The sequence below is a fragment of the Bradyrhizobium cosmicum genome (assembly GCF_032290525.1).
Classification (GTDB): Bacteria; Pseudomonadota; Alphaproteobacteria; order Rhizobiales; family Xanthobacteraceae; genus Bradyrhizobium; species Bradyrhizobium cosmicum_A.
This window is the reverse complement of record NZ_JASXTA010000011.1, coordinates 152,535-177,794: the sequence shown is the minus strand read 5'-3', so window position 1 is coordinate 177,794 and position 25,260 is coordinate 152,535. Positions and strand designations below refer to the sequence as shown.

Sequence of the window (25,260 nt, the reverse complement as noted above, 5' to 3'; positions counted from 1 at the left end):
TTCCGTCCGCCGGCCTCCATTCCGCTCTATCGAAGCGATCCGTGGTCCATGCCCGCCGTCATTCAGGGCCATCGGATGCCGGACCGGATCGCGCTGCGGCGTCGCGAGACGCTGACAGCACATCGTCCCTTCTACCGTACCATCAATGCAATACCCTGCCGAACTTTGCGTCAGTCTGATCGCGTAATGCTGTCGGAGCCAAGATACGCTGCAATTCGTGTGAACATCGTCAGACGAACCTCGCCGTGTCAGGCACTGACGATTAGTCCGGAAACCCAAGCAAGAGACGTCGACGCATCATGGCAACCGCAGCTACCCAGGCCGGAGATCGCGCGAACGAAGACGTGGCCCTGATCCCTTTCGCGAGAGCGCATCTGAAAGGTGCGCTGAAGCTCTCGCTGGAAATGTCGTGGCCGTATCTGCTCAAGGATTGGGAATTTGCGCTGCAGCTTGGCCGCGGTTTCGTGGTGACGAGTGCGGGTGCTGTGGTGGGGACCGCGCTGTGTTGGCCTTACGGCGACACCCATGCTTCCGCCGGAATGATCATCGTCTCGAAAGCCGTTCAGGGACGGGGTTACGGGGCCCGGCTGATGGACGCGCTGCTCGCGGCGGCACGACCACGAATCGTCACGCTGAATTCGACGGCCGAAGGCCTTGCACTTTACGCACGCCGCGGCTTCGCCAGCATCGGCATGCTGCACCAGCATCATGGCGTTCCTCGCCAGGGCCGCGACATGCCGCCTGTCGGAAACGTCCGAGCGATGGTTCCGTCGGACTTTGAGGCCATAGTCGGTCTCGATCACGAGGCCACCGGCTGGCTGAGGCGCGAGATGCTGAACCGGCTGATCGAGCTCGGCGACGGCTACGTCCTCTTGCGTGACGGCGTGCCCCGCGGCTACTCCATTTCCCGTCTCTTCGGCCGCGGGCATGTCATCGGCCCTGTGGTCGCCGAGAGCCCGACCGATGCGCGCGCATTGATCGAGGCCGCGCTCGCGCCCCTCGGGAGTGTCTTCGTCCGGATCGACACCTCTGCCTCCTCGCAGCTCGGGGACTGGCTCGAAAGCATCGGGCTGCAGCAGGTCAGCGACGCCACCACCATGGTCCTGGGGGCGCAGACGCCATCGAACGGGCCAGCGCGCAGGTTCGCGGTCGCCAACCAGTCGTTCGGCTAGGAGACCTTGAGATGCAACGCTCGGATGTGCGCGGAACGGATATCCAGAACAGCGAGACCGCCGCAACGGTTGGCACGTTGGCAACGCCGGCCCTCCTGCTCGACAAACATCGACTGGATCGCAACCTCGCCCGTCTGTCCTCTCGCATGGGCGCGAGGGGGGTTGCGCTGCGTCCCCATATGAAGACCGCGAAATCCATTGACGTCGCGCGGCGTGCCTACCCGTCCGGGTTGGGGCCGATCACCGTTTCCACCTTGGCCGAGGCGGAGTACTTCGCTCAGTACGGTTTCCGCGACATGACTTATGCCGTGGGTGTGGCACCGCACACCGCTGAGAGGGCGATGCGTCTCCGTAAAGCCGGCATCGACCTCAAGATGCTGCTCGATTCGCCCGAACAGGCGGCGATGTTGGGTGAGGCTGGCCGCGCCGCTGCCGTGGCGCCCTCCGCCTTCATCGAGATCGACTGCGACGGTCATCGCGGCGGGCTGACCGCCACTGATCCCAAGCTCATCGCCGTCGCGGCAGCCCTGGCCGAGGCCGGCGTCACGCTCGTCGGCATTCTCACCCATGCCGGCGAATCCTACAGCCTTTGCACGTCCGATGCCCTCGTCGCGGCCGCAGAGAACGAACGGGCCGTGGCCGTGGCGGCCGCGGAGACATTGCGGACGGCGGGGCATGAATGCCCGGTCGTGAGCGTCGGTTCGACGCCGACCGCCCATTTCGCCGAAGACCTGACCGGCGTTACGGAGATGCGGGCCGGCGTCTACATGTTCTTCGATCTGATGATGCACGGCGTCGGTGTCTGCACGACCGAAGACATCGCGATCTCGGTTCTCGCCACCGTGATCGGCACGAAGCCGGAGAAGGGATGGATTTTGGTCGATGCGGGCTGGATGGCCCTGTCACGCGATCGCGGCACCGCGGCGCAGCGGGTTGATCAAGGTTACGGTCTCGTCTGCGATCTGTCCGGCCAACTCTATCCGAACCTGATCGTCGCGCAGGCGAGCCAGGAGCACGGCATCCTCGCCATCAGGTCCGGATCGGCTGCAGCCCTCCCGCATATCCCGATTGGCGCGAAGGTCAGGATTCTGCCCAATCATGCCTGCGCGATGGCATCACACCACGAACTGTACAATGTCGTCTCGGAGGGAAGTGACGCAATCAAAGCTCAGTGGCCGCGAATGCGCGGCTGGTAGACCTGAAACAGAATCGGGCGGCGATTTGCGCATGTCCAGCGCTATTCCATGGGCTACAGCGGCCACGGATGGGGACGATCATGGCGGAAGTGATGGACGGGCGCACCGAACTCAATCCCTGGAAGGACTTCGCCTGGCCCGCCATTCCGGGCCATCTCGGTCCTCCCTGGTTCCTTCCGCTGATCGGCGCCTATTACCGGATCAAGGATCGCTTTCAATGACCTCGGCCGTTCGACACCTGACGGAAGCCGGCTTCCTCGGCAAATTGTACATCGACGGAGGATGGCGCAAGCCGACCAGATCGATCACGGCGATCGTCGTCAATCCGGCGACCGAGCAGCCAATCGCCGAAGTCGCGCTCGGAAATGACGAGGACGCAGGATACGCCGTCGCCGCGGCCAGACGAGCCTTCGCGGGCTGGTCCTGCAAGCCGGCTGCCGAGCGTGCAGCGCTGCTCGACAGGATCCATGGCTTGATCCTCAAGCGGCTAGAATGGTTCGCGCAGGCAGTCACGAGCGAGATGGGGGCCGCGATCACCTATGCGCGACGCGCCCAGGTGCCGCTGGCCGCCGAACATATCCGCGTCGCACGTGACAATCTCGCGACCTATTCTTTCCTCACCCGCTGCGGCAGCACCGCCCTCATGCGCGAGGCAATCGGCGTCTGTGGTCTCATCACCCCTTGGAATTGGCCTCTCTACCAGATCACAGCCAAGGTCGGTCCGGCGCTCGCGGCGGGCTGCACGGTGGTGTTGAAGCCAAGCGAATTGTCGCCCCTGAGCGCCTTGCTGTTCGCTGAGGTGATGGACGATGCCGGTTGTCCGCCCGGCGTATTCAACCTCGTCAACGGGACCGGCCCGGTCGTGGGGACCGGTCTGGCGTCGCATCCGCAGGTCGACATGGTCTCGATCACGGGCTCGACCCGTGCCGGAGTTCTCGTTGCGCAGGCGGCTGCGCCCACCGTCAAGCGCGTCGCCCAGGAACTCGGTGGCAAGTCGCCGAATATCATTCTGCCGGATGCCGAGCTGAGCCGGGCCGTTTCACTCGGCGTCGGCGCCGCTTTCCGCAATCTCGGCCAATCCTGCAGCGCGCCGACGCGCATGCTTGTGTCCCGCTCGCAGATGGCGGAGGTCGAGGCTCTCGCTGCGGCGGCTGCTTCCGAAATAGTAGTCGGCGATCCGCTTGCGGAAAGCACGACCCATGGTCCGATCGCCAACCGGCCGCAGTTCGAGCGTGTCCAGACCATGATCGACGTCGGCCTGGAGGAAGGCGCCAAGCTTGTCATTGGCGGGACGGGGCGGCCCGGCAATCTTCAGTTCGGCTTCTATGCGCGGCCGACGATCTTCTCTAACGTCCGTCGCGACATGAGGATAGCTCAGGAGGAGATCTTCGGCCCGGTGTTGTCGATCATTCCATACGATTCGGTCGACGGGGCGATCGAGATCGCCAACGACACGGTCTACGGCCTTGGCGCGCATGTGCAGGGCACTGATATGGACACCGCGCGGAAAGTAGCTGGGCAGATCCAGTCCGGTCAGGTCCATCTCAACTATCCCGACTGGGACCCGAACGCACCTTTTGGCGGATACAAGCGTTCAGGGAACGGCAGGGAATACGGCCGGGAAGGCATGGAAGAATATCTCGAGACCAAGGCCGTTCTCGGATTTTATCGATGAAACGCTACCTCTAGGGCGAGCCGTTCAAAACTAAGATGCTGCATGCAAGGTAGCGCCGAACCCTCGAGGAGCGAAGTTGAATCATTAGATCAGATTGCACTGCTCCTGCAGCCATAAAGCAAGATAGTTCGCTTTCCCAGACAGTTCAGTTTCTCCCGCCCAGATAAGGCCATAATGGCTTTCGTCAGGATCGAAACCGGCAGGTGCGATGAGCCGCCCTCTATCTACGTCGTCCGTTGCAAGGACCCGCGGGCTGAGGGCAACGCCCAATCCGGCCAATGCTGCTTCAACGATGAGGAAGTGGTGATCGTAGAAGCGTATCTCCGTGGGGCGCCGCACCGACGGGTGGGTGGAAAGCCACCGCGACCAAGCGTCCGCCCGAGTCTTCGAACCTAGGGCGATGTAGTTTCCTGAGGCAAACACCGGCGCGAGCTGAGGGCTCATGACCGGTCCTACCCTTTCAGGAAAAAGGCGCCGGACGTGCCACGCCTCTGGGAGCGCAAAGTCGAGCCGACGTATAGCAAGGTCGATCCGATCGCGGCGAAACTCGACGGGGCCGCCGGCGACTGAGAGATGTAGAGCGATGTCGGGATGGACGGCCTGAAAGTTTGCAAGCCGTGGAATAAGCCAGCGCATAGCGACTGAAGGCTCGCATGAGAGAACGAGGGAATTCTGCTGTGCGTTGGCAGCACGCAAGCTCTCAACGGTTGTCGCCAGCTCGGTGAAGAAACGGCCGAGTGTGAGGTTGAGCACTTCTCCAGAAGCCGTGAGGCGCAAGCCACGTCCGCTTTTTTCGAAGAGTTTGAAGCCAAGGTCTTCCGACACTTTGGTGATACGGCGGCTCACAGCCCCATGGGTCAAGGCAAGGCTGCTCGCGGCAAGCCGAACCGACCCCAGCCGCGCAGTGGTCTCGAACGCACGCAAGTCGTCCAATGAAGGTATTTCTGCTCGCCTCATTGGTGAGTTTATATCACCGATGCAGCGCAAAAACTATCACTTTTCATGGCGAATTTGCCTGGCATAATTGATCCATGCGAACCAATGGCGAATACACGATCGGTATTCTAGCCGACGACCTGACCAGCGCCGCCGATGGGGCCGCTCCGTTTGTCGAGCGGGGTCTGCGAGCCGTTGTCGGCCGACGCCGCCTACCGCACCAAGAGGCAACGATCGTCGCCGTTGATAGGGGATCTAGATCGGTGCCAGCTTCGCAAGCGGCGCGGCGGCAGTCAGAACTTGCCGAGCAGCTCGCTTCGCGGGTTGTCCTCTACAAGACCGTCGACTCGACTCTTCGCGGGCATGTGACGGCCGAGATGGAAGCGGCCTTCACCGTAAGCGGCCGCAAGATGCTGGTCTTTGCACCTGCGTTCCCTGGCGCTGGGCGTACAACCGTCAACGGCGTTCAGCTTGTGGACGGCATTCCTGTAGCGGAGACCGAATACGGTCGCGACCCCGTCCATCCGGCGCGACATTCTCGGCTGGCTGAGCTCGTTCCGGCCTCCATCGGAAGCGTCGTCATCCTTGATGCTGCGACACAGGCCGATATCGACAAACAAGTTGCGGCCCTGCCGGATCCGGAGTCGATCCTATGGGTGGGCTCTCCGGGCATGGCCCTTGCTCTGGCGAAGCGTCTTGCGCCGCTTGCGGTTGCGTCGGACGTGACCGTCGCGGCTTGTGGCGACATTCTTGTTGCTATCGGCAGCGCCAATCCGCGCAGCCATCGTCAGGCCGACTGCATCGCAATGGAGCCTGGAATCGCTCTGCTGCGGGCTCCGATCGAACGGATGAATGATCCCGGATCCGTCCTGCGCGACATTGCTCAAAATGCGGCTCGACGGGTGGCCGACGAGCGTTTCGATGTGGTGATCGCCACAGGCGGGGACACCATGGAGGCGATCCTGGATGGTCTGGGCATTTACGAGTTCGAGATCCTGCAAGAGCTCGAGCCAGGGTTTCCGCTTGGCTGCACGTCCCTCGGAGATGGACGAGAGCTACTGATCGCCATGAAGGCAGGCGGCTTTGGCGACGACGATACGCTGCGTCGTGCGATCACGCGGCTCCGCCTTGGCACCTCGGTATCAGAACTGGTTGTATCATGACCCAATCCGCTCCCCTCGCCATCACAATGGGCGATGCGTCCGGCATCGGACCGGAGATCGTGGCGAAGACATTGGCCAAAGCCGGCGAAGGCACGGTCGTATTCGGCAGCTACGTCGTGATGGAGAATATCGTCCATCGTCTGGGTCTCGAGCTGACGGTCAGGCGTATCGCCGGACCTGAAGAGGCGCGCTCTGAGCCGCGGTCCATCGAGGTCGTCGAGGCGACGCAAATCATTGCGTCGCCCCGGCTCGGGAGCGTCAGCGCCATTTCCGGCCAAGCTTCCTTCGATGCCATCGTCGCCGCCGTCGCGTCAGCCAAGGCCGGCAAGGTCAGCGGCATCGTCACCGCACCGATCAACAAGGAAGCGATGGCAAGCGCGGGCATTCGCTATCCCGGGCACACCGAAATCCTCGCCGACTATGGTGGTGCGAAGCGCGTTGCGATGATGCTGGCCAACGATGATATCCGCACGGTTCTCGTCACCATCCACACGTCGCTGCGCAAGGCCATCGACCAAGCGGATTTCGATGCCCAGATGTCAGCGATCCGGCTCGCAAATGAGGGCGGCAAGGCCCTCGGGATCGCGGCGCCGCGCATTGCGGTCGCAGGGCTCAACCCCCATGCCGGCGAAGGTGGTCTCTTCGGCGACGAAGAAATCCAGATCATCCGGCCTGCGATCGAAGCGGCCCGCGCCGAGGGCATCGACGCCAGTGGCCCCTGGCCCGGGGACACTGTTTACATGCAGGCCCGCAAGGGCCGCTTCGATGTGGTCGTGGCCCAATATCACGATCAGGGCCTGATCCCGGTGAAATATCTCGGCCTCGAAAAGGGTGTGAACATCACGCTCGGCCTGCCGTTCGTCCGCACAAGCCCTGATCACGGCACGGCATTCGACATTGCAGGCCGAGGCATCGCCGACACCGGCAGTCTCGAGACCGCGCTGGCTTACGCGCGAAGGCTCGTCGCCGCACAAATCAAGACCAAAGAAGGGATAGTCTAATGGGCCTTCGCTTCATCTTCATGCTGACGCGCAACGATCGCACCGTCGGGGACGCCTCTGAACAACTCAATACGGCCCTGAGGCTTGGCGTTCGCCACATCGGTTTCAAGGACATCGGCCTGCCGATTGATCGACTCAAAGTTCTCAACCAGGTCATCAAGGCAGACGGCGCCACCTCCTATCTCGAAGTCGTCTCACTCGACCGGCAAAGCGAGATCGTTTCAGCGAAAGCGGCGGTTGAAATCGGCGTCGACGTCTTGCTCGGCGGCACACGTGTTGACGACGTGCTGCCGATCCTTGCCGGCACCGGCATTCAATACTGCCCCTTCCCGGGTCGCATCAGCGGTCACCCGAGCGTGCTCGAAGGGAGCATCGAGGAGATCGTTGGGAGCGCCAAGGCGCTCGCCGTGCGGGAGGGCGTGTATGGCCTCGACCTGCTCGCCTATCGCTCCAAGGAGGACGTCCCAGCCCTCATCAAGGCGGTGTGCGCGGCGGTGCCCAAGCCCGTCTATGTGGCCGGCTCGATTGATACGCCTGAGCGGATCGCCATCCTGAAGGACGCAGGAGCCGCCGGCTTCACCATCGGCACGGCCGCGTTGGACGGCAAGTATCCGGCCGACGACAAGGACGTCGCTCGCCAGCTTGGGGCCATCATTCGTGACGTGGCCGCTCTGAACCGGCATCTCTCACCGCTCCACAAGAAGAACCTGGCCAGCTCGTTCGGGCAGCTCAAGGAGACCTGGTCTCCTAAGATCGCGGGTCAGATTAACGACATGCAGATCAAGCTCGCCAAGTTCGCGGGCGAGTTCGCCTGGCGCTTTCACAGGAGCGGTGACGAACTCTTCCTGGTGCACAAGGGCCGCCTGCTGATGAAGTTCCGTGATCGGGACGAGATCATCGAGCAAGGCGAGTTCATCGTGGTCCCGCAGGGGGTAGAGCATTGCCCTGTCGCGCTGGACGACATCTGCGAGGTCGTGCTGCTCGAACCCGGCACATCCATGGATGCCGGCATCGCTCACGACTTCGAAGGCTAGACCGTCTGCCTGCAATCGGAACAAACACTTGACGCCGTCGACCGGCCTTCGCCGGTCGGGCCTCGATGACCTCAGGCGCGAGTGCTCATCACCGTCCACCTCCCCACGAAAGAAAGGCTGTCGCCATGTCTCTTCTCATCAAGCTTGACCTCGCCCCCACCGGCGAACCAAAGCACTCCAAGACCCTGCCGGGCCGCCTGGTTTCCGGCGATCCGTCCTACAAGACCTGGGAGCAGGACTCCTCCCGCGCCGACTCGGTGAAGACCGGAGTCTGGGAAGCCACGCTTGGCGAGAACCGCTCGATCAAGGGCGAGACCTTCGAGTACTGCCACATCCTTTCCGGCGTGGTGGAGCTGACCGAGGAAGGCAAGGAGCCTCGCATTTTTCGCGCCGGCGACAGCTTTGTGATGAAACCTGGCTATGTCGGTGTCTGGAAGACGATCGAGACGGTGCGGAAGATCTACGTCGTCGTTAGCACGCCGGCTCCCCTAAACTGACTTCGGGCGCCGGGACAAACTGGGCTTTGCCGCAGCGCTGGTGCCTTCTCGACGCTCGTGATTCAGGACATCACTCGTCCCGGTGTCGCCGACCCAATCGCGACGGTCTGGGTCCATTTTGCTGGGGCATCGAAAAGCGGTCCAGTCTCCGTGGACAAGCAGGTCGCGCCGCCCTTGCGTCGAACTGGGGCGATCGCGCTTGAGCAGCTCGTATCGCTCAAGCGCTCAAAAACCCGAACATCTTGCGAAGTTCTAGGTGATTTCAGCACATTGTATCGAGCGCACGATGCGATGAAGGGCTGATCGGAACTTTGCTTCCGCATTCTTGGCAGCCGAGGTTCGTCGGAACATGTCGCCCCACGTCGAGCGCATTCACAGCGATGAGCGTCTCCCGGCCGAGGCCGACGTCGTCATAGTCGGCGGCGGCATCCTCGGCTCTACGGCCGCGTATTACCTGGCGAAGAGCGGGCTCTCTGTGGCGCTCCTCGAGAAGGGCCACGTCGCCTGTGAACAATCAAGCCGAAACTGGGGTTGGTGCCGCCAGCAGAACCGCGACCGGCGCGAACTGCCGCTCTCGGTGATCTCCATGCGGCTGTGGGACGAGCTCACGCGCGATATCAATCGGGACCTCGGATTTCGACGCTGCGGACTCGTCTATGCGACCCACGACGAGGCTGTGCTCGCGGGCTGGGAAAAGTGGCGCGAGGTCGCCAGGGAGTACGACGTCGACACCCGCATGCTGAGCCGGGCGGAGGTGGCCGAGCGCGTCCCCGAAGCACGCGACAAATGGGTCGGCGGGACCTATTCGGACCGGGACGGCAAGGCCGAACCTGCGCTCGCCGCGCCGGCTATCGCAGAGGGGGCCAGAACTCTGGGCGCCACGATCCACCAGGGATGCGCCGCGCGGGCGCTCGACTTGGCCAATGGCAAGATTGCAGGCGTGCACACGGAGAAGGGCTACATCAGAACCAGCGCGGTGCTTTGCGCCGCCGGCGCCTGGTCCTCGCGCTTCCTTCGGCCGCTCGGGATCAGGTTTCCCCAAGCGAGCATCCGGCAGACCGCGCTGCGTTCCACCCCCACAATCAATATCGGCGAGGCGGTCTCGACACCCTACTGCACGATCACTCGCCGACTGGACGGCAGCTACACGCTTGCGATCAGCGGCAAGGCGAACCTCGAAATCACGCCCCAGGCGATCCGGTACAGCCGGGAATTCATGCCGCAGTTCTTGCGTCGCCTGAAGAACGTCAGGCTTGGCGTCGGCCAATCGTTCGTTTCGGGGCCGGATTCGATGGCGGCGCTGCTGACCAACGACGATCGGATATTCGAACAGAATCGCGTGCTGGATCCTCCGCCCTTGAAATGGCTGGTGAGCCAAGTGGTGGAGAGTGTCCGGAAAACCTTCCCCCAACTCGGCGAAATAAAGATCGGTAGCGCTTGGGGCGGCTTCGTCGATTGCACGCCGGATGCAGTGCCTGTCGTGTCGAAGGTGGACAGGGTGGAAGGCCTCGTCCTCGCGGCGGGCTGCTCGGGTCACGGCTTCGGTTTGGGCCCGGGGCTCGGCTATCTGGCCGCACAGCTTGTCGTCAACGACACGCCTTGCGTCGATCCCGCACCGTTCCGGCTGTCGCGTCTGACCGACGGCTCGAAGCTGGACATCTCCGCCATCTGAAGATCGAGCTGGAAGTCGGGTTGACGCGTACCGAGCGAAGCCAAGGTATCGGCAGACGAGTGAGTGGGACCCATGTTTCCGCGCCGTCAAGTCCGCCGGCTCAGGAACGCAAAACGGTAGGAGTTGATCGAGTTCGTCAGGTTCTACGAAGAAAACCTCGAGCTGCTCACGCGCCGGCATCAGGAATTCCTCCCCAACTTGAGCCACTCCTTCGGGGTGGCTCTTTCTTTATGGACAAGGCGATTTGGGCAATCGAGGTGCCCCAGCCGACGACGCACCGTTCGGGCCGCGACGAAAGATCGCCAGCGCGCCGCCGATGATTCAAGAGGCAGACGTCTCGCCCAGCGGACGAACGATTGCGCCGGCGTTCATGATATCAGCCGGATCAAAGGCGGTCTTGATCCGGCGCATCGCCGCGATACGCCCAACATCGCCGTATCGCTCCAGAAGGTGCTTTTTGAAACGACCGACGCCGTGCTCCGCGCTGAACGTGCCGCCGAGCGCCGCGGCCGTGTCGTAGAGTTGCAGCGACAGGCTGCTTTCGATCCGTCTGGTGAACTCCAGCCGGTCGACATCGGAGGAACGAGCACGTTGTAGTGCAGATTGCCGTCGCCGACATGGCCGTAGACGGACAGCTCAAGGTCGGCGTCATACGATCGCACCCGCGAGCCGGCCAGATCGAGGAAGCGCTGAATGGAGGAAAGCGGTACCGAGATGTCGTGCTTGACCGATCCGTTCCGGCACTTCTCGCCCTCGGGGATGGTCTCGCGGAGCCGCCACATCGCGGTCCGCTGCGATCCGCTCTGCGCCAGCAATGCGTCCTCGATCCATCCGGACTCGATCGCCTCAGCCAGAACGGCTTCCATCAGTTCGTCGAGATCGAGATGGCGTGAGGAAGAGGTGAACTCGACGAGGACGGCGCCTGCTGGACCCGCTGGAAGGGCGAGCGGGTCGGTCATGGCTTGCCTCGCGAGCGCGATCGATCGGGCCGCCATGAATTCGAACGTGGTCAGCAGGTCTGCGGATTCGCGACGAACCAAGGCGAGAAGTTCGGCGAGCGGCGCGCCGCTCGCGAGCTTCAGCCAGGCAGTCGCGCGGCAGGTCGGCAGAGGCGCGAGACGCAACACTGCGCCGGTGACGATGCCGAGAGTCCCCTCACTTCCGACGAAGCACTGTTTGACGTCATAGCCGGTATTGTTCTTCCGCAGCTTGCGCATGTCGGACACCACCGTCCCGTCCGCCAGCACCGCCTCGATTCCGAGCAGCAGATCGCGCGTCATCCCGTACCTGACGACCGACAGCCCGCCCGCGTTCGTGCCGATGTTGCCGCCGATCCTGCAACTGCCTTCCGCGCCGAGACTGAGCGGCAACAGAAGTCCGGCAGCCGCCGCGGCGTCCTGTATGTTCTTCAGGATGACGCCGGCATCGACTGAGATGCTCATGGAGACGGGATCGATTTCGCGAATCCGGTCCATCCGCTCGAAGCTCACGACAATCTGACGCCCGGAGGCATCCGGCGTCGCGCCGCCGCAATAGCTGGTGTTGCCGCCTTGTGGAACAATTCCGATACCGTGGTGCGCCGCCAGCCGTACAATGTCGGCGACCTGCTTTGTCGTCGCCGGCTTCAGCACGGCAAACGTCGAGCCCGTGAAGAGCTGGCGCTGATCCGTTGTGTAGGCCGCGATCCGCCCTGGATCGTCAACGACGCCCCTATCGTCCAGAAGATCGCGAAAGGCGTGAACGTGTACCGACTGAGACATGCTTCAGATTCCAATGGGCGTCATCGGATCATTTTCGCGTGTTTGTGCGGCATTGTTTGCCGTTCGGTCGCGGTTCCGAAGACACCAATGCCGAAATGCCACGATGTTCGGCAGTTTGCGCCGGTGCAGCCTCGTATTGAACACCTTCATCGCGAGTCCTTTCGGATTTCGGAGGAGGCAATCGATGACTCGGCAGACAATCTATCGGAGGCCAGTATTTCGAAAAAGCGCGCCAGTTCGACCGCGTCGCCACCTACTCAACCTGTCGTTCGACGAGAGCGACCGGCTGCGGCTCCGTCGGAATCGTGAATTTCACGTGGACGCACGGACGTGCGTGGACCGCGCGAGAACGGCGGCTTCTGGCGGGCTATCAAGGTGCGAGGCCGGGAGTTAAGCTGCCCTCCGGTAAGAGAACAGCGCCTCCACAGTAGTGGGCCTAGCCATGTAGCGGTCTAGTGACTCGAACCCCGACAGATCACCCGCATAGTCTAATACGCTTATGCTCGCAGGCCTCGGCTGCTCCGCCGCAAGTCCAAGATCGCAATGACGCGCCGAGCGCCGTTCTCCCTCGCTGCCGCCGCAACGAAATCGCAACGAATTGGGTGAAACAACCGTGAACAAAGCGGGATGGAAACGCCTGCCACACCAAGAAAGATCAATTACTTAGAAGATGTGCACTGCGTTCGGGACGCAAGGGCGTCAGTCAGATCGCAAATTAAACCGAATATCGATATCGGTGGTTGAGCGATCCTACCCTTTTTGCGCACGTGCTATTGGAGCGGCATAGATCAGCTTGGCTGAGGCACGGGGTTGGCACCTTGGCTATGGAGAGGCGAGCCAGTTTCGGAGCCCGTCCAATGTATGAAATCCATCGGCCGCGCAGCAGCGGATGTCGGGACGGAACGACCGCATCAATTCGGCCAGCGCATGTCCCGGACCGAGGTCCAGCACTCTGGTGATCCCCAATTCTGCCAAGGACTCCAGCGTCGCCGACCAGTCGACAAGGCGCGCGACCTGGCAGGCGAGCTTCACTGTCGCATCGCTTGCGGAGAAAATGCGCTCGCCCTCGCCTCCTGCGAGCAGAATCCGCGGGCCTGCGATCGGAACGCGCCTGCTGGCGTCGAGCGCCCAATCGGCAGGGCTGAGGTTTGTCCCCGTGTTCCGCGACGCTGTGCACAAGCCAACTTCCGGCGCCGGCGTGAGGCGCGCCCCAGTGCTCTGCAAGCTGTTCAGCATTGCTATGCCGAGCACGGAAGGTGTATTTCCACAATACCTCTGAAGTCAGGAGGGGTGCATGGGTAACTGGCTCGTTGTTCCCCAAGGGACAAGCTTGGCGAGGCGGACCCGAGCGCGCCGCGCTGCGCAGTACGTTCGGATGTCGAGGGAGCTGCAGCGCTACTCGATCCAGAACCAGATGGCGGCCATTGCAGCCTATGCCGAGGCGAACACGCTCACGATTGTGAGCACCTATCGCGACGAGGGCCGCAGCGGCCTCCGGATCAAGGGACGTCCTGGTCTCATCGAACTGATCGAAGATGTTCAATCGGGCCGAGCCGACTTCGACCACATCCTCGTCTACGACGTCAGTCGCTGGGGGCGGTTCCAAGATGTCGACGAGAGTGCCTATTACGAATTCCTGTGTAAGCGGAGCGGCGTCCAGGTCGAATACTGCGCGGAGATCTTCAAGAACGACGGCACCTTTGTTTCCGGGATCGCGAAGAGTCTAAAGCGCGGCATGGCCGCCGAGTGGAGCCGAGAGCTCTCCGTCAAGGTGCACGCCGGACACTGCCGGGTCGCGAGCCTTGGATATCGCGTTGGCGCTCCCGTCGGCTACGGCCTCCGACGCTTGATGGTAGACGAAAGCGAGCATCCCAAGGCCCTTCTCGAAAAGGGGCAATTCAAGGCTCTTCAATCCGATCGCGTTCGACTGCAGCACGGCTCGGCCGAAGAGGCCGCCGTGATCCGGGAAATCTTCGATCAGTTCGTCAACTGCCGGAAATCCTACAGCGACATCAGTGGCCAATTGAACGACGCGGGCATCGCCAATCACAACGGTCGGCCCTGGACCGACGGCATGATACCCACCATTCTCGGGAACGAGAACTACATCGGCAAGACCGTCTATAATCGCGCCTCAAGACGCTTGGGGCAGAAGCTGGTCAAGAACCCGGATAACGCTTGGGTCCGGGGCGCTGCGGGGATCGAACCTATCGTGGACCAAAGCATCTTCGCTCGCGCCCAGAAGCTGCTGGCGGAGCGCCGCGTGGAGATTCCGGAAGAAGAGATGCTGTTGCGCCTTCGTCTCACGCTCCGCCGGCGCGGTAAACTCAACTCGCACATCATCAATACGACCCTGGGTCTCAATCACGTCTCCTCGTACGTGATGCACTTCGGTTCGCTGCGGAAGGCCTATGCGCTGATCGGATATGTGTCGCCGCGCGACTGCGACTGGATCGATACCCGGGATTATTGGGCCGCCGAACAATCGAGGCATGCCACCGAACTCGCGGAGGCGCTGCGAACCGACCTTGGGCTCCAGGCTGATCTTGTTGCGGACGGCATAGGGCTTGATATCGGAGGCGCGCGCGTGATTTCGTTTCTCGTCGCGCGACGACTGGCGCATCGCGGAAAGGACCACGCTGCGCAATGGAAAGCCTACCGAAGGCAGATCTCATCGGGCCTACTTGTCGTGATGCGGTTGGATGGAGCGAATCGGGAGATCGAGGACTACGTGCTGTTGCCTTCCCCGTTGAGGGCAGGACGCTACCTCTGGCTCTCATCCGATTCCCTTCGTCGACATCGAGGCGTGCTTTACGCGGAAAAGGGTGCGTTGTTTGGAGCAATCACGGCAACGCTGGCAAAATCCAACCATGCCGCCCCAAGTAGCTCAGCGCCGCTGAACAAGCGATCGAAACCAAACTGGCCCAAAGCCAAGGGCTTCGGCGGGCGGCGCCCACTGTGCGGAGATACAAAATCGCTCCGATGAGCGTGCCGTAATTCCTCCGGAAATCACCATTCAGCTTGGCAATTTTGGACAGTTCCGAGGAAGTGTCGACGTCATGTGCCATCAGGGCTGGCTCCTTCGTCTGCTAGGACCAGCGCCTTATGAGCCACTGTTTTGCCCGACGGAGCAAGCAAAATTTCGTGTTTTCAGAAGTTTTTTTGATGGTGCTGGAACTCTCGCGCCCGTTATCAACCCCGTTGGGCGCAACTGCCCCCGACCAGAAGTGCCGGCAAGGTCATCAGCTTCAGCCCCTCGGAACAGCTCCTGTAGGCCAAGCACCAGCGGCATTGTCGCCATACAGCCATTGGCGATCATGCAGCATTCGTCGGTGCGGCTAATCGATAGGGCTCTTATGCCGGGGCCCGTAGCTTCCCTCGTATGCGAGGGCCCACAAACCTAGCGCTTAGGCGGAGGATCGGAGGAAATATCGCAGATTTGCGCCGTGTGGGCAAAAGCGGTAGCGGTCTCCCGCTACCAAATTCTACGATATTGCGCTCCTTCTTCCGATCTTCTGCGACCCCTCACGCTCAATGGTAGCGCGCGTCTGCGTGAACGGACGAGTTCGCCCCATCAAACACACACGAAAGTTTAAGGAAAAGGTTCAGCTTGCGCGCGATCCAGGTAGCGCGCGAGAGTGCATCGCCGACCTCGCGTTATTTGTCACTGCCGACTTTGCTGCAGGGTGTCTTGCAGACTATGGCTTGGCATTTATCGATAGGCCCATCATCAGTCGCAATGAACCCGCTTTGCCTGTCGGGCAAAACACCTGCCACCCCTGCGGCAGCATCGGGTGCGAGAGGCGTGGCAGGGCGGATTGCCCTTCCGTGAACCGAATTTCGTGCCGACGAGCAGCGGTGTCAGCTTCGTCTCGCGCGTAAGTTTCCGGCTCCGTCGACAGGGCTGGGAAAGTTGCGGCGAAATGGCGGGCCGGGCGTACGGCAGAGCCGTGTGGTGCTCTCGTCCAGTGATTTCGGGCGGTGGAGAAAACTAAAAGGCCTCGGCTAATGTTGGGCTTATAGGAGTAGCCGCAGCGCCGGGGCAGAGCGGAAATTTCCGTCGCTATTAGGCCCTAGTTTCACACCCGGCGGCCAGTGGATGGTCGGGCGTGGTTTCGGATGGCCTGCCGACCGGCGTTACCGGGCCTGCGCTGAGGCGGCGCCGGGTTGCCAACTTCGTCCGATTGAGCCGTCTACTTTTTCTGCTCTGTGGTGGTCGTGGCGGCTGGCGCGCCGTCGCGAACGTCCCGTCTGTCGTCGCGTCCTGTACGACAGTCCTGACGCCGCTCTGTCCGTCCGGTACGGCGTTCCTGGCGCCGCTCTGCTCGTCCGCTTCGACGGTCCTGACGGCGCTCCGTGCCCGACTTCGGCAGCTCCGCGGCCGTTGCCGAGGGCGCGGCCGCAGGCGTGGTGGTCTGAGCTTCCGCCTGTGACACCGCCAGAATTGCGGGCGAGGCGACGCGCCCAAACACGGCTGCGTATCCGAGGAAAGTGAGTGCGTTGCGCCGACAGATCTGTTTCGGCTTCGACATCTTCGGGCTCCCGATTTGCTGGCGCGCTGCTCTACTTGATCAGCTTCAAGCCGCGCTGGAATCTCTGCCGATGGAGTTGACGTGCGGGATGATGGTCCCGGCAGTGACAATCAATCCGCCGTTGAATTTGGCTCGCGCAAAATCTCGAGCGTCTGCTTCGGTTTCAAGCATCTTGGTCAGGCGCGGATGTCGCCGTTTTGACGGAGTGCCATCCGGCGGCACTTCAAAAGTGACGTACTAAGTGTGTTCATGCCGTGATGCCGCCGGAAGTATCGGTAGCGTGTTCACACCGGACGATAGAAAGAAGCCGCCATTCGGACGAAGTGATAACGGATTCTTTCTCGCGGTGAACTCCTACCGCCCCGCCCCAACGCGATTGACGCCACCGTTGGCATTGCCACCGGCGTTATGACGGACCGCTGCGCGCGCCACCGGACGAGGCCTGAGCACGACGCCCGCCCGGGCAACACAACCCGCCGGATATTCAACGTACTGGCAATATACGACTGCGTTGGCAGGGGCTGGATTGAGAGTGAGACCTGCAAGGCCTAGCAGTGAGCTCGCAGCAATCCCAGCAACAGTCGCTGACTTGATCGAAAGACGCTTCTTCGGATGCATGGCGGACCTCCCTTTTTCGTGCCTTCGAAAGCAGAGGCACGGTCGCCGTCTCAGGTGCGGCTGCACGGAGCGTGTGCGTTAAGGGATCGCTGATGTTGACACAGATCAATCGAGTTTCTGCCTGACGGCCTAGGGAACCACAGGACGAGACCGCGGCGCATGCGTACTGGTGCAGTTCCAGTCGGCTCAGGTAGCAGATGTCGCTTGCGCGCTGAGCCTGTGCTGCTTAATTCGAGGGTAACGAGCCTCGCCAGGAGGGGTGCCGGATAGAGTTGACCGATCACGCTTTCGATGTTGCAGAGACTTCGTGCCGCCGGATGCACCGGAATGATGTCTCCGTACCCAGTCGATGTCAGCGTGACAAAGCTCATGTAAAAGAGCGACGCTGCGACCGATTGATCGTCCTCGAAAGCTATTCCCTTGATCGCGTCCGGGGCCGCTAGCCCGACAAACAAGAACAGCGTTGCAAATGCGACCGCGATCAGCAGGTATAGAAGGATGGCTCCAACAATCCGGCGATATGTAACGAGACCTCGCCTGAATACGGCCTGAAGCACGACAGCGCCTAACGTGCAGGCAATTATCAACCATGCGCCCGCCAAAATGTGAAGATGATAGGACACAGGATAGTAGATGCGCAGGAAGAATACGGCGACTTTCGAGGCAACTGCCATTGACATCAGGACCAAGGCAGTTTGGCCTGTTGGAGATGATCACCATGCTGACGATGATCGCCAGCAACAGACCATCAGCGAATAGGTGGAATGCGGTAATGCCCATTGCCTGGAGTGGGGCGAAGACAAAAATCAAGAATGCCAGCACGCCGGTTAGCATTGAGAGCAGCCAGCCGATGCGTTGTCCGCGCAAACGCCGTGGCTCGCTCATGGGCATCCTCATCGTTGATCCCAACATCGCATGGCGCTGATCGCACCGACCAAACCTCCGCCACACAATTCAAATCGAAAGTTCAGCGATGTTGACATAGATCAACGGACGGACCTGGCGCACGAGAACTGTTGGGACGTATTAGGCTGTCCCTTGAGTGTCGGATACGCCGCCTAGGAGCCCGATCCGCTCGGCAAGAGAGACCAGCTCGGCTAACGATCGAACCTGCATTTTCTCCATGACTCCGTGACGGTGTGCTTTGATAGTGCGTTCGGCCGTTCCGAGCGCGTGTGCGATCTGCTTGTTAATTCTGCCCCGAACGATGAGGTCGAAGACCTGTCGCTCGCGCGGGGTCAATGTAGCGAGACGAGCACGGGCCGTACTTATCTTGTTCTGCAGGTCTAATGTCGATCGATGATGCGCCAACGCTCCTGCGATTGCGCGAAGAAGGACCTCGGAGCTTACCGGCTTGCTCAAAAAATCCTGCGCACCCGCCTTTATGGCCCGCACAGTCAGAGGAATGTCGCGATAGCCAGAGAGAAATATGATCGGCAAAGTCGAGCCGAGCTCACCCAATTGTTTTTGCAGCGCAGGTCCGTCCAGATCGGGGATTTGCACATCGAGAAGGATGCAGCTCGGAATGCTGTCGCTCGGCGATCGGTCAAGCAACTCCTGCGCTGAGGCATAGACTGCGACCTGGTAACCGGCGTGCTTCAAATGACGCGCCATGGCCGTCAGGAATGATGGATCGTCGTCGACAATATGCACGAGCCCCGACATCGGTCCTCTTTCGCTGCAAAGAAGGTACCGCGCGATTCGAGAGGGGTAAGTATCTTTTGGTCTCTATTCAGGCATAGCTGATCTGTCGCTGCGATCTGCTGCCAAAGTCTCTATGCACTTTGTGCCACACCCAGCCTTGCCCGGCCTTTGTCGATGCGCGAGCGCTGGCGGGGCCCAATGCGGGTTCGTAGGAGCAGAACGGAAGTCTGCAGCGAAGGAGCCAACTGACGCTATTGATGCAATGCAGACACCGGGACGTCAAAAATTCATAAGCACAAAAAAGCCCCGGCATGCCGGGGCTTTGGTTTGCCCAGTGGGTGCGATCAATATCTGGCCGCGACCGGTACGCCGTAGCCACCGAAGCGGTAGTTCAACCGAAGCGTGACCATGTCCACATCCTGGCTTACCCCGCTGCCGGTGAGGACAAACCCTCCAGGAGTAACCACGCCTGCGAAGCCGGCATTATCACGCCCCATCCAGAGATGGTCGTATTCGATACCGAACGACCAATTGGGCGTGAAGCCGTACTCCCAGCCAACCCCGAGGGCGCCGCCCCAACGCGTGTGGCCTGCCGATGCCAAGCCGACCCCGGTAACGTTGTTGAAAATGTCGAATCGGTTGCGCGTCACCGCGGCGCCGCCTTTCACATAAAACAGAGAGGCATTCCACGCCCAACCGAGCTGCGCCGTGAAGAGTCCGATGGCGTCAATCTTCCCGGTGGTCGAGATCAACGGGTCGATCAGACTGACGCGCGTATTCTTGATTTCTGCCCAATCTCCCTGCGCTTCCAGGCCGAGCACAAACTGATTGGTTTGCCAGCGGTACCCAATCTGTCCGCCAGCGAGGCCTCCGGAGCGATCCGCGCAACCACCTGCCACCGTCGCTGCTGGCGTCACGAAATCCACACAACCGTGGCTTTGTCCCCAGCCGCCATTTGCGCCGATGTAGAACCCGGTCCAATCATAGATCGGCGCGGCCACCGGGGGCGGGGCCTTGACGTAAGGTTTAGCAGCCAGATCAGCCGCTGATGCGGGTGTCGCCATGCTCACTGCCAGTCCTAAGCTCCGCGCCAGACGTGCAACACGCCTTCGCGAAAGCCGCCGACGAACTGATCAGATACGTGCGCTGGCAGAATTTCGCTGAGATCATCAAACGACCCGCTCACCATGGTGGCAAGCTCGTGCGCCGAAGCATGCTCCGCCCAGCGGCGACCCAACTCCAAACCTCGTTGCCGATCTGCCTCTGCGTCCGTAGTCCTGGACTATCTCCGTGTCCGTGGCCCCGGCGAAGCGGATGCCGCGCCGGGGCCTGTACGTTCTCGCCAATTCTGGAAGCTTGGGGGCTGGTCAGAATCGGCAAGGCGCACGCCAGACAAGCAGATTCGCAGTCTTTGGCTACTGCACTTTGTGCCAATGGGTGAATGCCCGCGGCAGAGTCGCTGGCGGGCTGCCGGCATAACGGGCTGACCAAGGCCCGTTATCCGAAATAGCCAGAGCGATTCCAATGTACCTGAGAGCCGCCCAGGTCGTTTCGCGGCGACGCGCTCATCGACCCATCTGCAGACCTCGATCGGAGTTACTTGTTAGCGTCTGGTCTCTAAAGCACGAGCGGGCTCGTTTTCAAGGTGGCTCTCTCACTCCCAAAATGGCCGCACGTCCGACTTGGCTTTGGCGATGGACTAGCCGCGCGGTCGACCGGGCGCTTAGCGCGTGATCGATCAGCCAATCTGGCAGACCGAGTTGCTCGCTTGCACTGCCGATAGTGTCCGCTCGAGAGCCTTAGTAGCCCGGGCAGATCCAATTGCCGTAGGCGTCGTGGCCGCAGCCGCCGCGATAGTAGGCTCCCGTCGCAGCAGCGCCGACAGCAGCTGCGCCGACCGCCGCACCGACACCGTAACGCCGATACCCGTAGCCGCCATAGCCATAGCGTCCGCCGCGCACTGCGACAGCGCTCCCCCTGGCTCCTCGAACTGCGACAGCGCCGCCGCGGTAACCACCTCCGTGAAATCCGCCACCGCCCCGATAGCCGCCACCGCCGCGACCGCGGGCATAGGCATCGTCTGGGATCAAACTGGCGGTGAGCAGAACAAGTGCTGCAATAGCGGCAAGAATATAGTGAAGCATGACAGCAACCTCTCTACGAAGCCTGTGAGCACGGGAGATTGCGGCGGCCTCGGCGTATTAGGTTGATGTAAGTCAACGGAACTCGTGCGCTCTTGCACGCTCGCGCGGCAGCGCGGACGCTAGGTCGGTCGGTTTCCACTATGTTTGCTTGGGAACCGATCCCACAGTAGGCGATTGGTCCAGCCCCGTCCCGGCATGTATCGGTGACTGGCAGTGAATTCTCCCGTCAGGTTAGGAGCAAGCGGTGCCTACAATCGAACAATGCAGGGCATAGGCTGCCAGGACAAAATCGGGAAAGCATCGGCAAAATTCGGCCCGTCGATCCTCGTTGCTTCTGGGCATTTTGCGTAGTTGGAGGCTTGAGCCAACCAGCTCGAGAGCCTGACAGTCATCGTCAAGGATGAAGCTAAGCATGCTCGCCTCTGGGGGCGGCCTCTTTCTCGACCGGCAAGGAACATCCGCCATGGTCGCAAGTCATGTGCCGAGGCATGCACTCCAAACCTTGTTTCCCACTGTTCATCGCTTGGATCGTCACGCGATAGCCCGCCGCGGCAAAAGTTGGTGGCCACGTGATGATGGCAGTGTGCTCTCAAGGGTTAGTTGCTTGGCTTTAGGACCTGCGGGCATCAGCGTTGCGGTTCAAACCGTCGCCGGATCGATAAAGCCTACAAGGTCACCGGTCCGTCCAACCTTTTCAGGCGCAAGACGGCCTCAGTCTGGAAGACTGAGGCCGGGGGGCGGGACGTTGACGTACCGTTGGGGTCGGTACTCTTCAACTTTAATCACGGCGGACTACTTTGCGTATTGTCCTGAAGGACAACCAATCAGCAAGTTGTCCCTCTCACACATCTACGGACCGCCCGACGGGTATGACGGACGGTCGTCCGTGCTACGCACACGCCGTTGATACGTGTCCTGCCGACGCCGCAGGCAGCAGCGACTTCTGTAATCAGGCTTTCGGGCTGCGCAATCGGGGCAGGTGTCATCGCCTGAGCCGATACTGCGAAGAAGAAGGCGAAAGCGGCGATTCCGAGCAACCTGATCATATCGACCTCCATAGAAGCGTCCAATCGCCGGCCAACGTGGCGAAGCGATGGATGCCTCTCTCTCAAACTGAGGGCCGCTTCGGCCGGAGACTTGAGATAGATCAAAGCTACTTGGGTCACCCGCTCTGCGCCAGTCGATCAACGATCTTCTTGGCCGAGGTGCAGGGCCAAATGGACGCTCTGTGGGTCGCGGTTCCCGGCCGGCTTGAAACCGAACTTGCCGAGCACCGCCAGCATCGACTTGTTCTCGGGCAGGACCTCTGCGGTGAGTTCAAGCAATCCGGCAGTGGAGGCGATCTCGCCAAGGTGGCGCAACAAGATGGAGCCAATGCCTCGGCCCTGCCAAGCGTCGATCACGACGAAAGCCAACTCGGCGCGGCCGGGCTCAAAAACGATGTATCGAGCGCCTCCGACAATTATTGTTTGTCCGGGCTGCCCGACCTCGCACACCAGCGCGACGTGATTCATGAAATCGACATTCATGAAGAACGCGCGCTCCTTGTCGGAGAAATGACGCTTGATGCCAAAAAAACGGCGCTGCAACGACTGCGTGCTGGAGTGATCCAGGGCGTCGAGGACAGCCGTCTCGTCGTCCGGCCGCAGCGCTCGGATTTCGGCCGTGCTGCCGTCCCGCAAGTGTTCCGTCACGCTGTATCTAGCGATGTCCGACATGCGAGGTCTTGGCTCGGGCGACCGGAAAACGCACCGGCCTGAGCCTCGCCTATGAACGAGGCGGTCGGTTGCCGGATTGATGTGTATCAAGGGCAGCACGCAAAAAGTGGCCGCACCTGTTCTCGGCAGCCACCTCGACACATTCGGGCGGGATGACGGACGTCACACGGCTGGGCCGGCGTACTGGTCGTCAAGCATTGACCTATATCAAAGGCCTGCTGCTGCGGCAGGGCTTTGGATGCATCAGTCAACATTGAGGTCGGAGCATGCAGATGGAAGTACCTGGTTTGTCCGGTGGTCCGATGTCCGGCCTCGTCGTCCCGGCGGTTGAATACATGGTCGATGCGGGACAACGGAGCGTACTCTTCCTCGATGTGATGCGCCGGCGCGGCGACCAATATCGCGAGCACGTCGCCCGGACCGCGCCGCACGTCCTGCAATACGCTGCCGAATTGATCATCGATGGCCGCGAACTCGCTGAGCCGGTCAACTATGCCTTGGTCCGCATCATTCCGCCCGTGGGCGTCGAGATCGATTCCGCGCGGCGGCCGTTCATCGTGATTGATCCGCGGGCCGGGCACGGTCCAGGCATCGGCGGGTTCAAGGCCGACAGCGAGATCGGCGTCGCGATGAAGGCGGGACATCCCTGCTACTTCATCGGCTTCCTGCCGGAGCCGGCGCCAGGCCAGACTATCGAGCGTATCGCGCGTGCCGAGGCACTGTTCATTGAAAAAGTGATCAGTCGTCATCCGGAAGCGGACGGGAAACCTTGCGTCATAGGCAATTGCCAGGCCGGCTGGGCGGTGATGATTCTGGCTTCGGTGCGGCCCGAACTGTTCGGCCCGCTGATCATCGCCGGAGCACCGCTCGCGTACTGGGCGGGCGTGCATGGCAAAAATCCGATGCGATATTCGGGCGGCCTGCTGGGCGGAAGCTGGCTGACTGCGCTCGTTAGTGATCTCGGTGGCGGGAAGTTCGACGGTGCCTGGCTGGTGCAGAACTTCGAAAGCCAGAACCCCTCGAACACGCTCTGGACCAAGCAGTACAACGTTTATTCGAAGGTCGATACCGAAGCCGACCGCTACCTCGAGTTCGAGCGCTGGTGGGGTGGGCACGTCAATCTCAACGCCGAGGAGATCCAGTTCATCGTCGACGAACTCTTCGTTGGCAACAACTTGGCCGCCGGCAATATTACCCTCTCCGACGGGCAGAAGATAGACCTGCGCAACATCAGTTCGCCGATCGTGGTGTTCTGCTCCAAGGGCGACAACATTACTCCGCCACAGCAGGCGCTGGGTTGGATTCTCGAATGCTATGCCGACGTGGATGACATCAGGGCCTATGGGCAGACGATCGTCTATACGGTTCACGAGAACGTCGGCCATCTCGGCATCTTCGTTTCAGGCGGTGTCGCCAAGAAGGAACACGCTGAATTTTCAAGCAACATCGATCTGATCGATGTACTGCCGCCCGGCCTTTACGAAGCGACGTTCGAAGCCAAGGACGATGAAACCACCAGTTCCGATCTCGTTGTTGGTCAATGGGTGATGCGCTGCGAGGCCCGAACGCTCGAGGATATTCGTGCGATGGGCGGCAATTCGCCTGAGGACGAGCGGCGCTTTGCCGCGGCCAAACGCGTCTCGGAGCTTAATCTTGCCGCCTATCGCAAGTTCGTGCAGCCATGGATCAAGGGCATGGTGGCGCCGCAGACGGCTGAGTTGATGCGTAACCTGCACCCGCTGCGGGCGCAGTATGAGGCCTTCAGCAGTCAAAATCCGTGGATGACAGCGGTGAAGTCGGCAGCGGAAGGGTTAGAAGAGAACCGCAAGCCCGTTTCGAACGACAATCCGTTCCTGGCGTTTCAGGAGCAGGTCTCCAAGCAGATCGTTCATGCGCTGGACAGCTGGCGCGATTCGCAGGAAGCATTGAGCGAGGCGCTCTTCCTCAACGTCTACGGCTCGCCGGCGCTACAGGCGGCGGTCGGCATAGATCCGAAAGCTGAACCGTCGCCGCGGCGCGAGATGCCGGCCGAACACCGTGCCATGCTCGACAAACGGATCGCCGAGCTCCGATCCAGGATTGGCGAAGGCGGGCTTCGCGAGGCGGCCATCCGCGCCCTGCTTTATATCGGCTCGGCGAGAGGAATGGTGGATGAACGCAGCATCGAGGCGTTGCGTCAGGCTCGTCGCGACGACAGCGGAGCGCGATTAACGCTTGCCGAATTTAAGATGCTGGTTCGCGAGCAGTTCTTCATGCTGCTGCTCGATCGTGAGGCGGCGCTGGCCGTTATCCCGAAGTTGCTTCCCGAAGATGTCAATCAACGCCGCGCGGCTTTTACGACGATGAGCGAGGTGCTGTCGGCCAGCGAGGACATCACAGGCGAGCGCGCCAGCCGCCTGCAGCGTGTCGCACAGCTGTTCGGTCTCGACGCCGAAACGTCGGGGAGGGCGTCGAACGTTGCCCCTTTCGACCCCAAGGCGAAGGCATCGTAACACTGT

At 61.4% G+C, this 25,260-nt stretch carries 21 protein-coding genes and 1 pseudogene; 12 read left to right on the top strand and 10 right to left on the bottom strand.

Annotation, left to right across the window (positions count from 1 at the left end):
- The first annotated feature begins 299 nt into the window (after positions 1 to 299).
- The 4 genes from QSV46_RS20965 to QSV46_RS20950 all read left to right on the top strand — a co-directional run bounded on the left by QSV46_RS20965 (position 300) and on the right by QSV46_RS20950 (position 4,043).
- A complete protein-coding gene (locus QSV46_RS20965; RefSeq protein WP_314955697.1) occupies positions 300 to 1,172 on the top strand; it encodes a GNAT family N-acetyltransferase in 873 nt (290 codons plus the stop codon).
- Positions 1,173 to 1,183: 11 nt separating this feature from the next.
- Complete coding sequence (locus QSV46_RS20960) at positions 1,184 to 2,368, top strand: alanine racemase (RefSeq protein WP_314955695.1); 1,185 nt, start codon at positions 1,184 to 1,186, stop codon at positions 2,366 to 2,368.
- An 80-nt stretch (positions 2,369 to 2,448) separates the two neighbouring features.
- Positions 2,449 to 2,589 carry a hypothetical protein gene (locus tag QSV46_RS20955; RefSeq protein ID WP_409997189.1) on the top strand — a complete coding sequence of 47 codons (141 nt, stop codon included), beginning with the start codon at positions 2,449 to 2,451 and terminating at the stop codon, positions 2,587 to 2,589.
- Positions 2,586 to 4,043, top strand: a complete 1,458-nt coding sequence (locus QSV46_RS20950) for an aldehyde dehydrogenase family protein (protein WP_314955693.1) — start codon at positions 2,586 to 2,588, stop codon at positions 4,041 to 4,043. Before QSV46_RS20955 ends, QSV46_RS20950 begins: the two co-directional genes overlap by 4 nt.
- 84 nt (positions 4,044 to 4,127) lie before the next feature.
- Here QSV46_RS20950 and QSV46_RS20945 read toward each other — a convergent pair whose 3' ends face one another.
- Positions 4,128 to 4,976, bottom strand: coding sequence for a LysR family transcriptional regulator (locus tag QSV46_RS20945; RefSeq protein ID WP_314955691.1), 849 nt, complete (start codon positions 4,974 to 4,976; stop codon positions 4,128 to 4,130).
- Between the two features lie 98 nt (positions 4,977 to 5,074).
- On the opposite strand from QSV46_RS20945, the gene QSV46_RS20940 reads away from it, so the two are divergent.
- From QSV46_RS20940 to QSV46_RS20920, 5 genes are all read left to right on the top strand, one after another.
- Complete coding sequence (locus QSV46_RS20940) at positions 5,075 to 6,142, top strand: four-carbon acid sugar kinase family protein (RefSeq protein WP_314955689.1); 1,068 nt, start codon at positions 5,075 to 5,077, stop codon at positions 6,140 to 6,142.
- Positions 6,139 to 7,143: a 4-hydroxythreonine-4-phosphate dehydrogenase PdxA gene (gene pdxA / locus QSV46_RS20935; RefSeq protein ID WP_314955687.1), complete on the top strand. Its 1,005-nt coding sequence runs from the start codon at positions 6,139 to 6,141 to the stop codon at positions 7,141 to 7,143. The genes QSV46_RS20940 and pdxA overlap by 4 nt, the downstream gene beginning before the upstream one ends.
- Positions 7,143 to 8,177, top strand: coding sequence for a cupin domain-containing protein (locus QSV46_RS20930; RefSeq protein ID WP_314955684.1), 1,035 nt, complete (start codon positions 7,143 to 7,145; stop codon positions 8,175 to 8,177). The genes pdxA and QSV46_RS20930 overlap by 1 nt, the downstream gene beginning before the upstream one ends.
- A gap of 125 nt (positions 8,178 to 8,302) precedes the next feature.
- Entirely contained in the window at positions 8,303 to 8,674 is a 372-nt protein-coding gene (locus tag QSV46_RS20925) for a cupin domain-containing protein (RefSeq protein WP_314955681.1), read from the top strand.
- A 349-nt stretch (positions 8,675 to 9,023) separates the two neighbouring features.
- Complete coding sequence (locus tag QSV46_RS20920) at positions 9,024 to 10,346, top strand: FAD-binding oxidoreductase (RefSeq protein WP_314955678.1); 1,323 nt, start codon at positions 9,024 to 9,026, stop codon at positions 10,344 to 10,346.
- 321 nt (positions 10,347 to 10,667) lie between these two features.
- Here QSV46_RS20920 and QSV46_RS20915 read toward each other — a convergent pair whose 3' ends face one another.
- From QSV46_RS20915 to QSV46_RS20905, 3 genes and pseudogenes are all read right to left on the bottom strand, one after another.
- Entirely contained in the window at positions 10,668 to 10,874 is a 207-nt protein-coding gene (locus tag QSV46_RS20915) for an FAD-binding oxidoreductase (RefSeq protein ID WP_314955914.1), read from the bottom strand.
- Between the two features lie 107 nt (positions 10,875 to 10,981).
- Positions 10,982 to 12,106: pseudogene (locus tag QSV46_RS20910) on the bottom strand (FAD-binding oxidoreductase); the annotation flags it as partial.
- An 822-nt stretch (positions 12,107 to 12,928) separates the two neighbouring features.
- Positions 12,929 to 13,285 (bottom strand): hypothetical protein, encoded by a 357-nt coding sequence (locus QSV46_RS20905; RefSeq protein ID WP_314955675.1) that lies wholly within the window; start codon positions 13,283 to 13,285, stop codon positions 12,929 to 12,931.
- A gap of 115 nt (positions 13,286 to 13,400) precedes the next feature.
- On the opposite strand from QSV46_RS20905, the gene QSV46_RS20900 reads away from it, so the two are divergent.
- Positions 13,401 to 15,092, top strand: a complete 1,692-nt coding sequence (locus tag QSV46_RS20900; protein ID WP_314955673.1) for a recombinase family protein — start codon at positions 13,401 to 13,403, stop codon at positions 15,090 to 15,092.
- A gap of 1,900 nt (positions 15,093 to 16,992) precedes the next feature.
- Here QSV46_RS20900 and QSV46_RS20895 read toward each other — a convergent pair.
- Both QSV46_RS20895 and QSV46_RS20890 read right to left on the bottom strand, forming a co-directional pair.
- A complete protein-coding gene (locus QSV46_RS20895) occupies positions 16,993 to 17,256 on the bottom strand; it encodes a hypothetical protein (protein WP_314955670.1) in 264 nt (87 codons plus the stop codon).
- Between the two features lie 50 nt (positions 17,257 to 17,306).
- Positions 17,307 to 17,930, bottom strand: coding sequence for a potassium channel family protein (locus tag QSV46_RS20890; RefSeq protein WP_314955668.1), 624 nt, complete (start codon positions 17,928 to 17,930; stop codon positions 17,307 to 17,309).
- Positions 17,931 to 17,974: 44 nt separating this feature from the next.
- Between QSV46_RS20890 and QSV46_RS20885 the strand changes: the two genes are divergently transcribed.
- A complete protein-coding gene (locus QSV46_RS20885) occupies positions 17,975 to 18,181 on the top strand; it encodes a hypothetical protein (protein WP_314955665.1) in 207 nt (68 codons plus the stop codon).
- Positions 18,182 to 18,282: 101 nt separating this feature from the next.
- Here the strand turns inward: QSV46_RS20885 and QSV46_RS20880 are convergent, their stop codons facing one another.
- From QSV46_RS20880 to QSV46_RS20865, 4 genes are all read right to left on the bottom strand, one after another.
- The gene (locus tag QSV46_RS20880) at positions 18,283 to 18,921 is read right to left on the bottom strand and encodes a response regulator transcription factor (RefSeq protein ID WP_314955663.1); all 639 of its coding nucleotides are present in this window, start codon (positions 18,919 to 18,921) and stop codon (positions 18,283 to 18,285) included.
- Between the two features lie 323 nt (positions 18,922 to 19,244).
- Positions 19,245 to 19,964: an outer membrane protein gene (locus tag QSV46_RS20875; RefSeq protein WP_314955660.1), complete on the bottom strand. Its 720-nt coding sequence runs from the start codon at positions 19,962 to 19,964 to the stop codon at positions 19,245 to 19,247.
- Between the two features lie 735 nt (positions 19,965 to 20,699).
- Complete coding sequence (locus QSV46_RS20870; RefSeq protein ID WP_314955657.1) at positions 20,700 to 21,044, bottom strand: hypothetical protein; 345 nt, start codon at positions 21,042 to 21,044, stop codon at positions 20,700 to 20,702.
- Positions 21,045 to 22,228: 1,184 nt separating this feature from the next.
- Positions 22,229 to 22,762: a GNAT family N-acetyltransferase gene (locus QSV46_RS20865; protein WP_314955655.1), complete on the bottom strand. Its 534-nt coding sequence runs from the start codon at positions 22,760 to 22,762 to the stop codon at positions 22,229 to 22,231.
- A gap of 266 nt (positions 22,763 to 23,028) precedes the next feature.
- Between QSV46_RS20865 and QSV46_RS20860 the strand changes: the two genes are divergently transcribed.
- On the top strand, positions 23,029 to 25,254 hold the full coding sequence (locus QSV46_RS20860) for a DUF3141 domain-containing protein (RefSeq protein ID WP_314955652.1): 2,226 nt from the start codon (positions 23,029 to 23,031) through the stop codon (positions 25,252 to 25,254).
- The last annotated feature ends 6 nt before the right edge of the window (positions 25,255 to 25,260 follow it).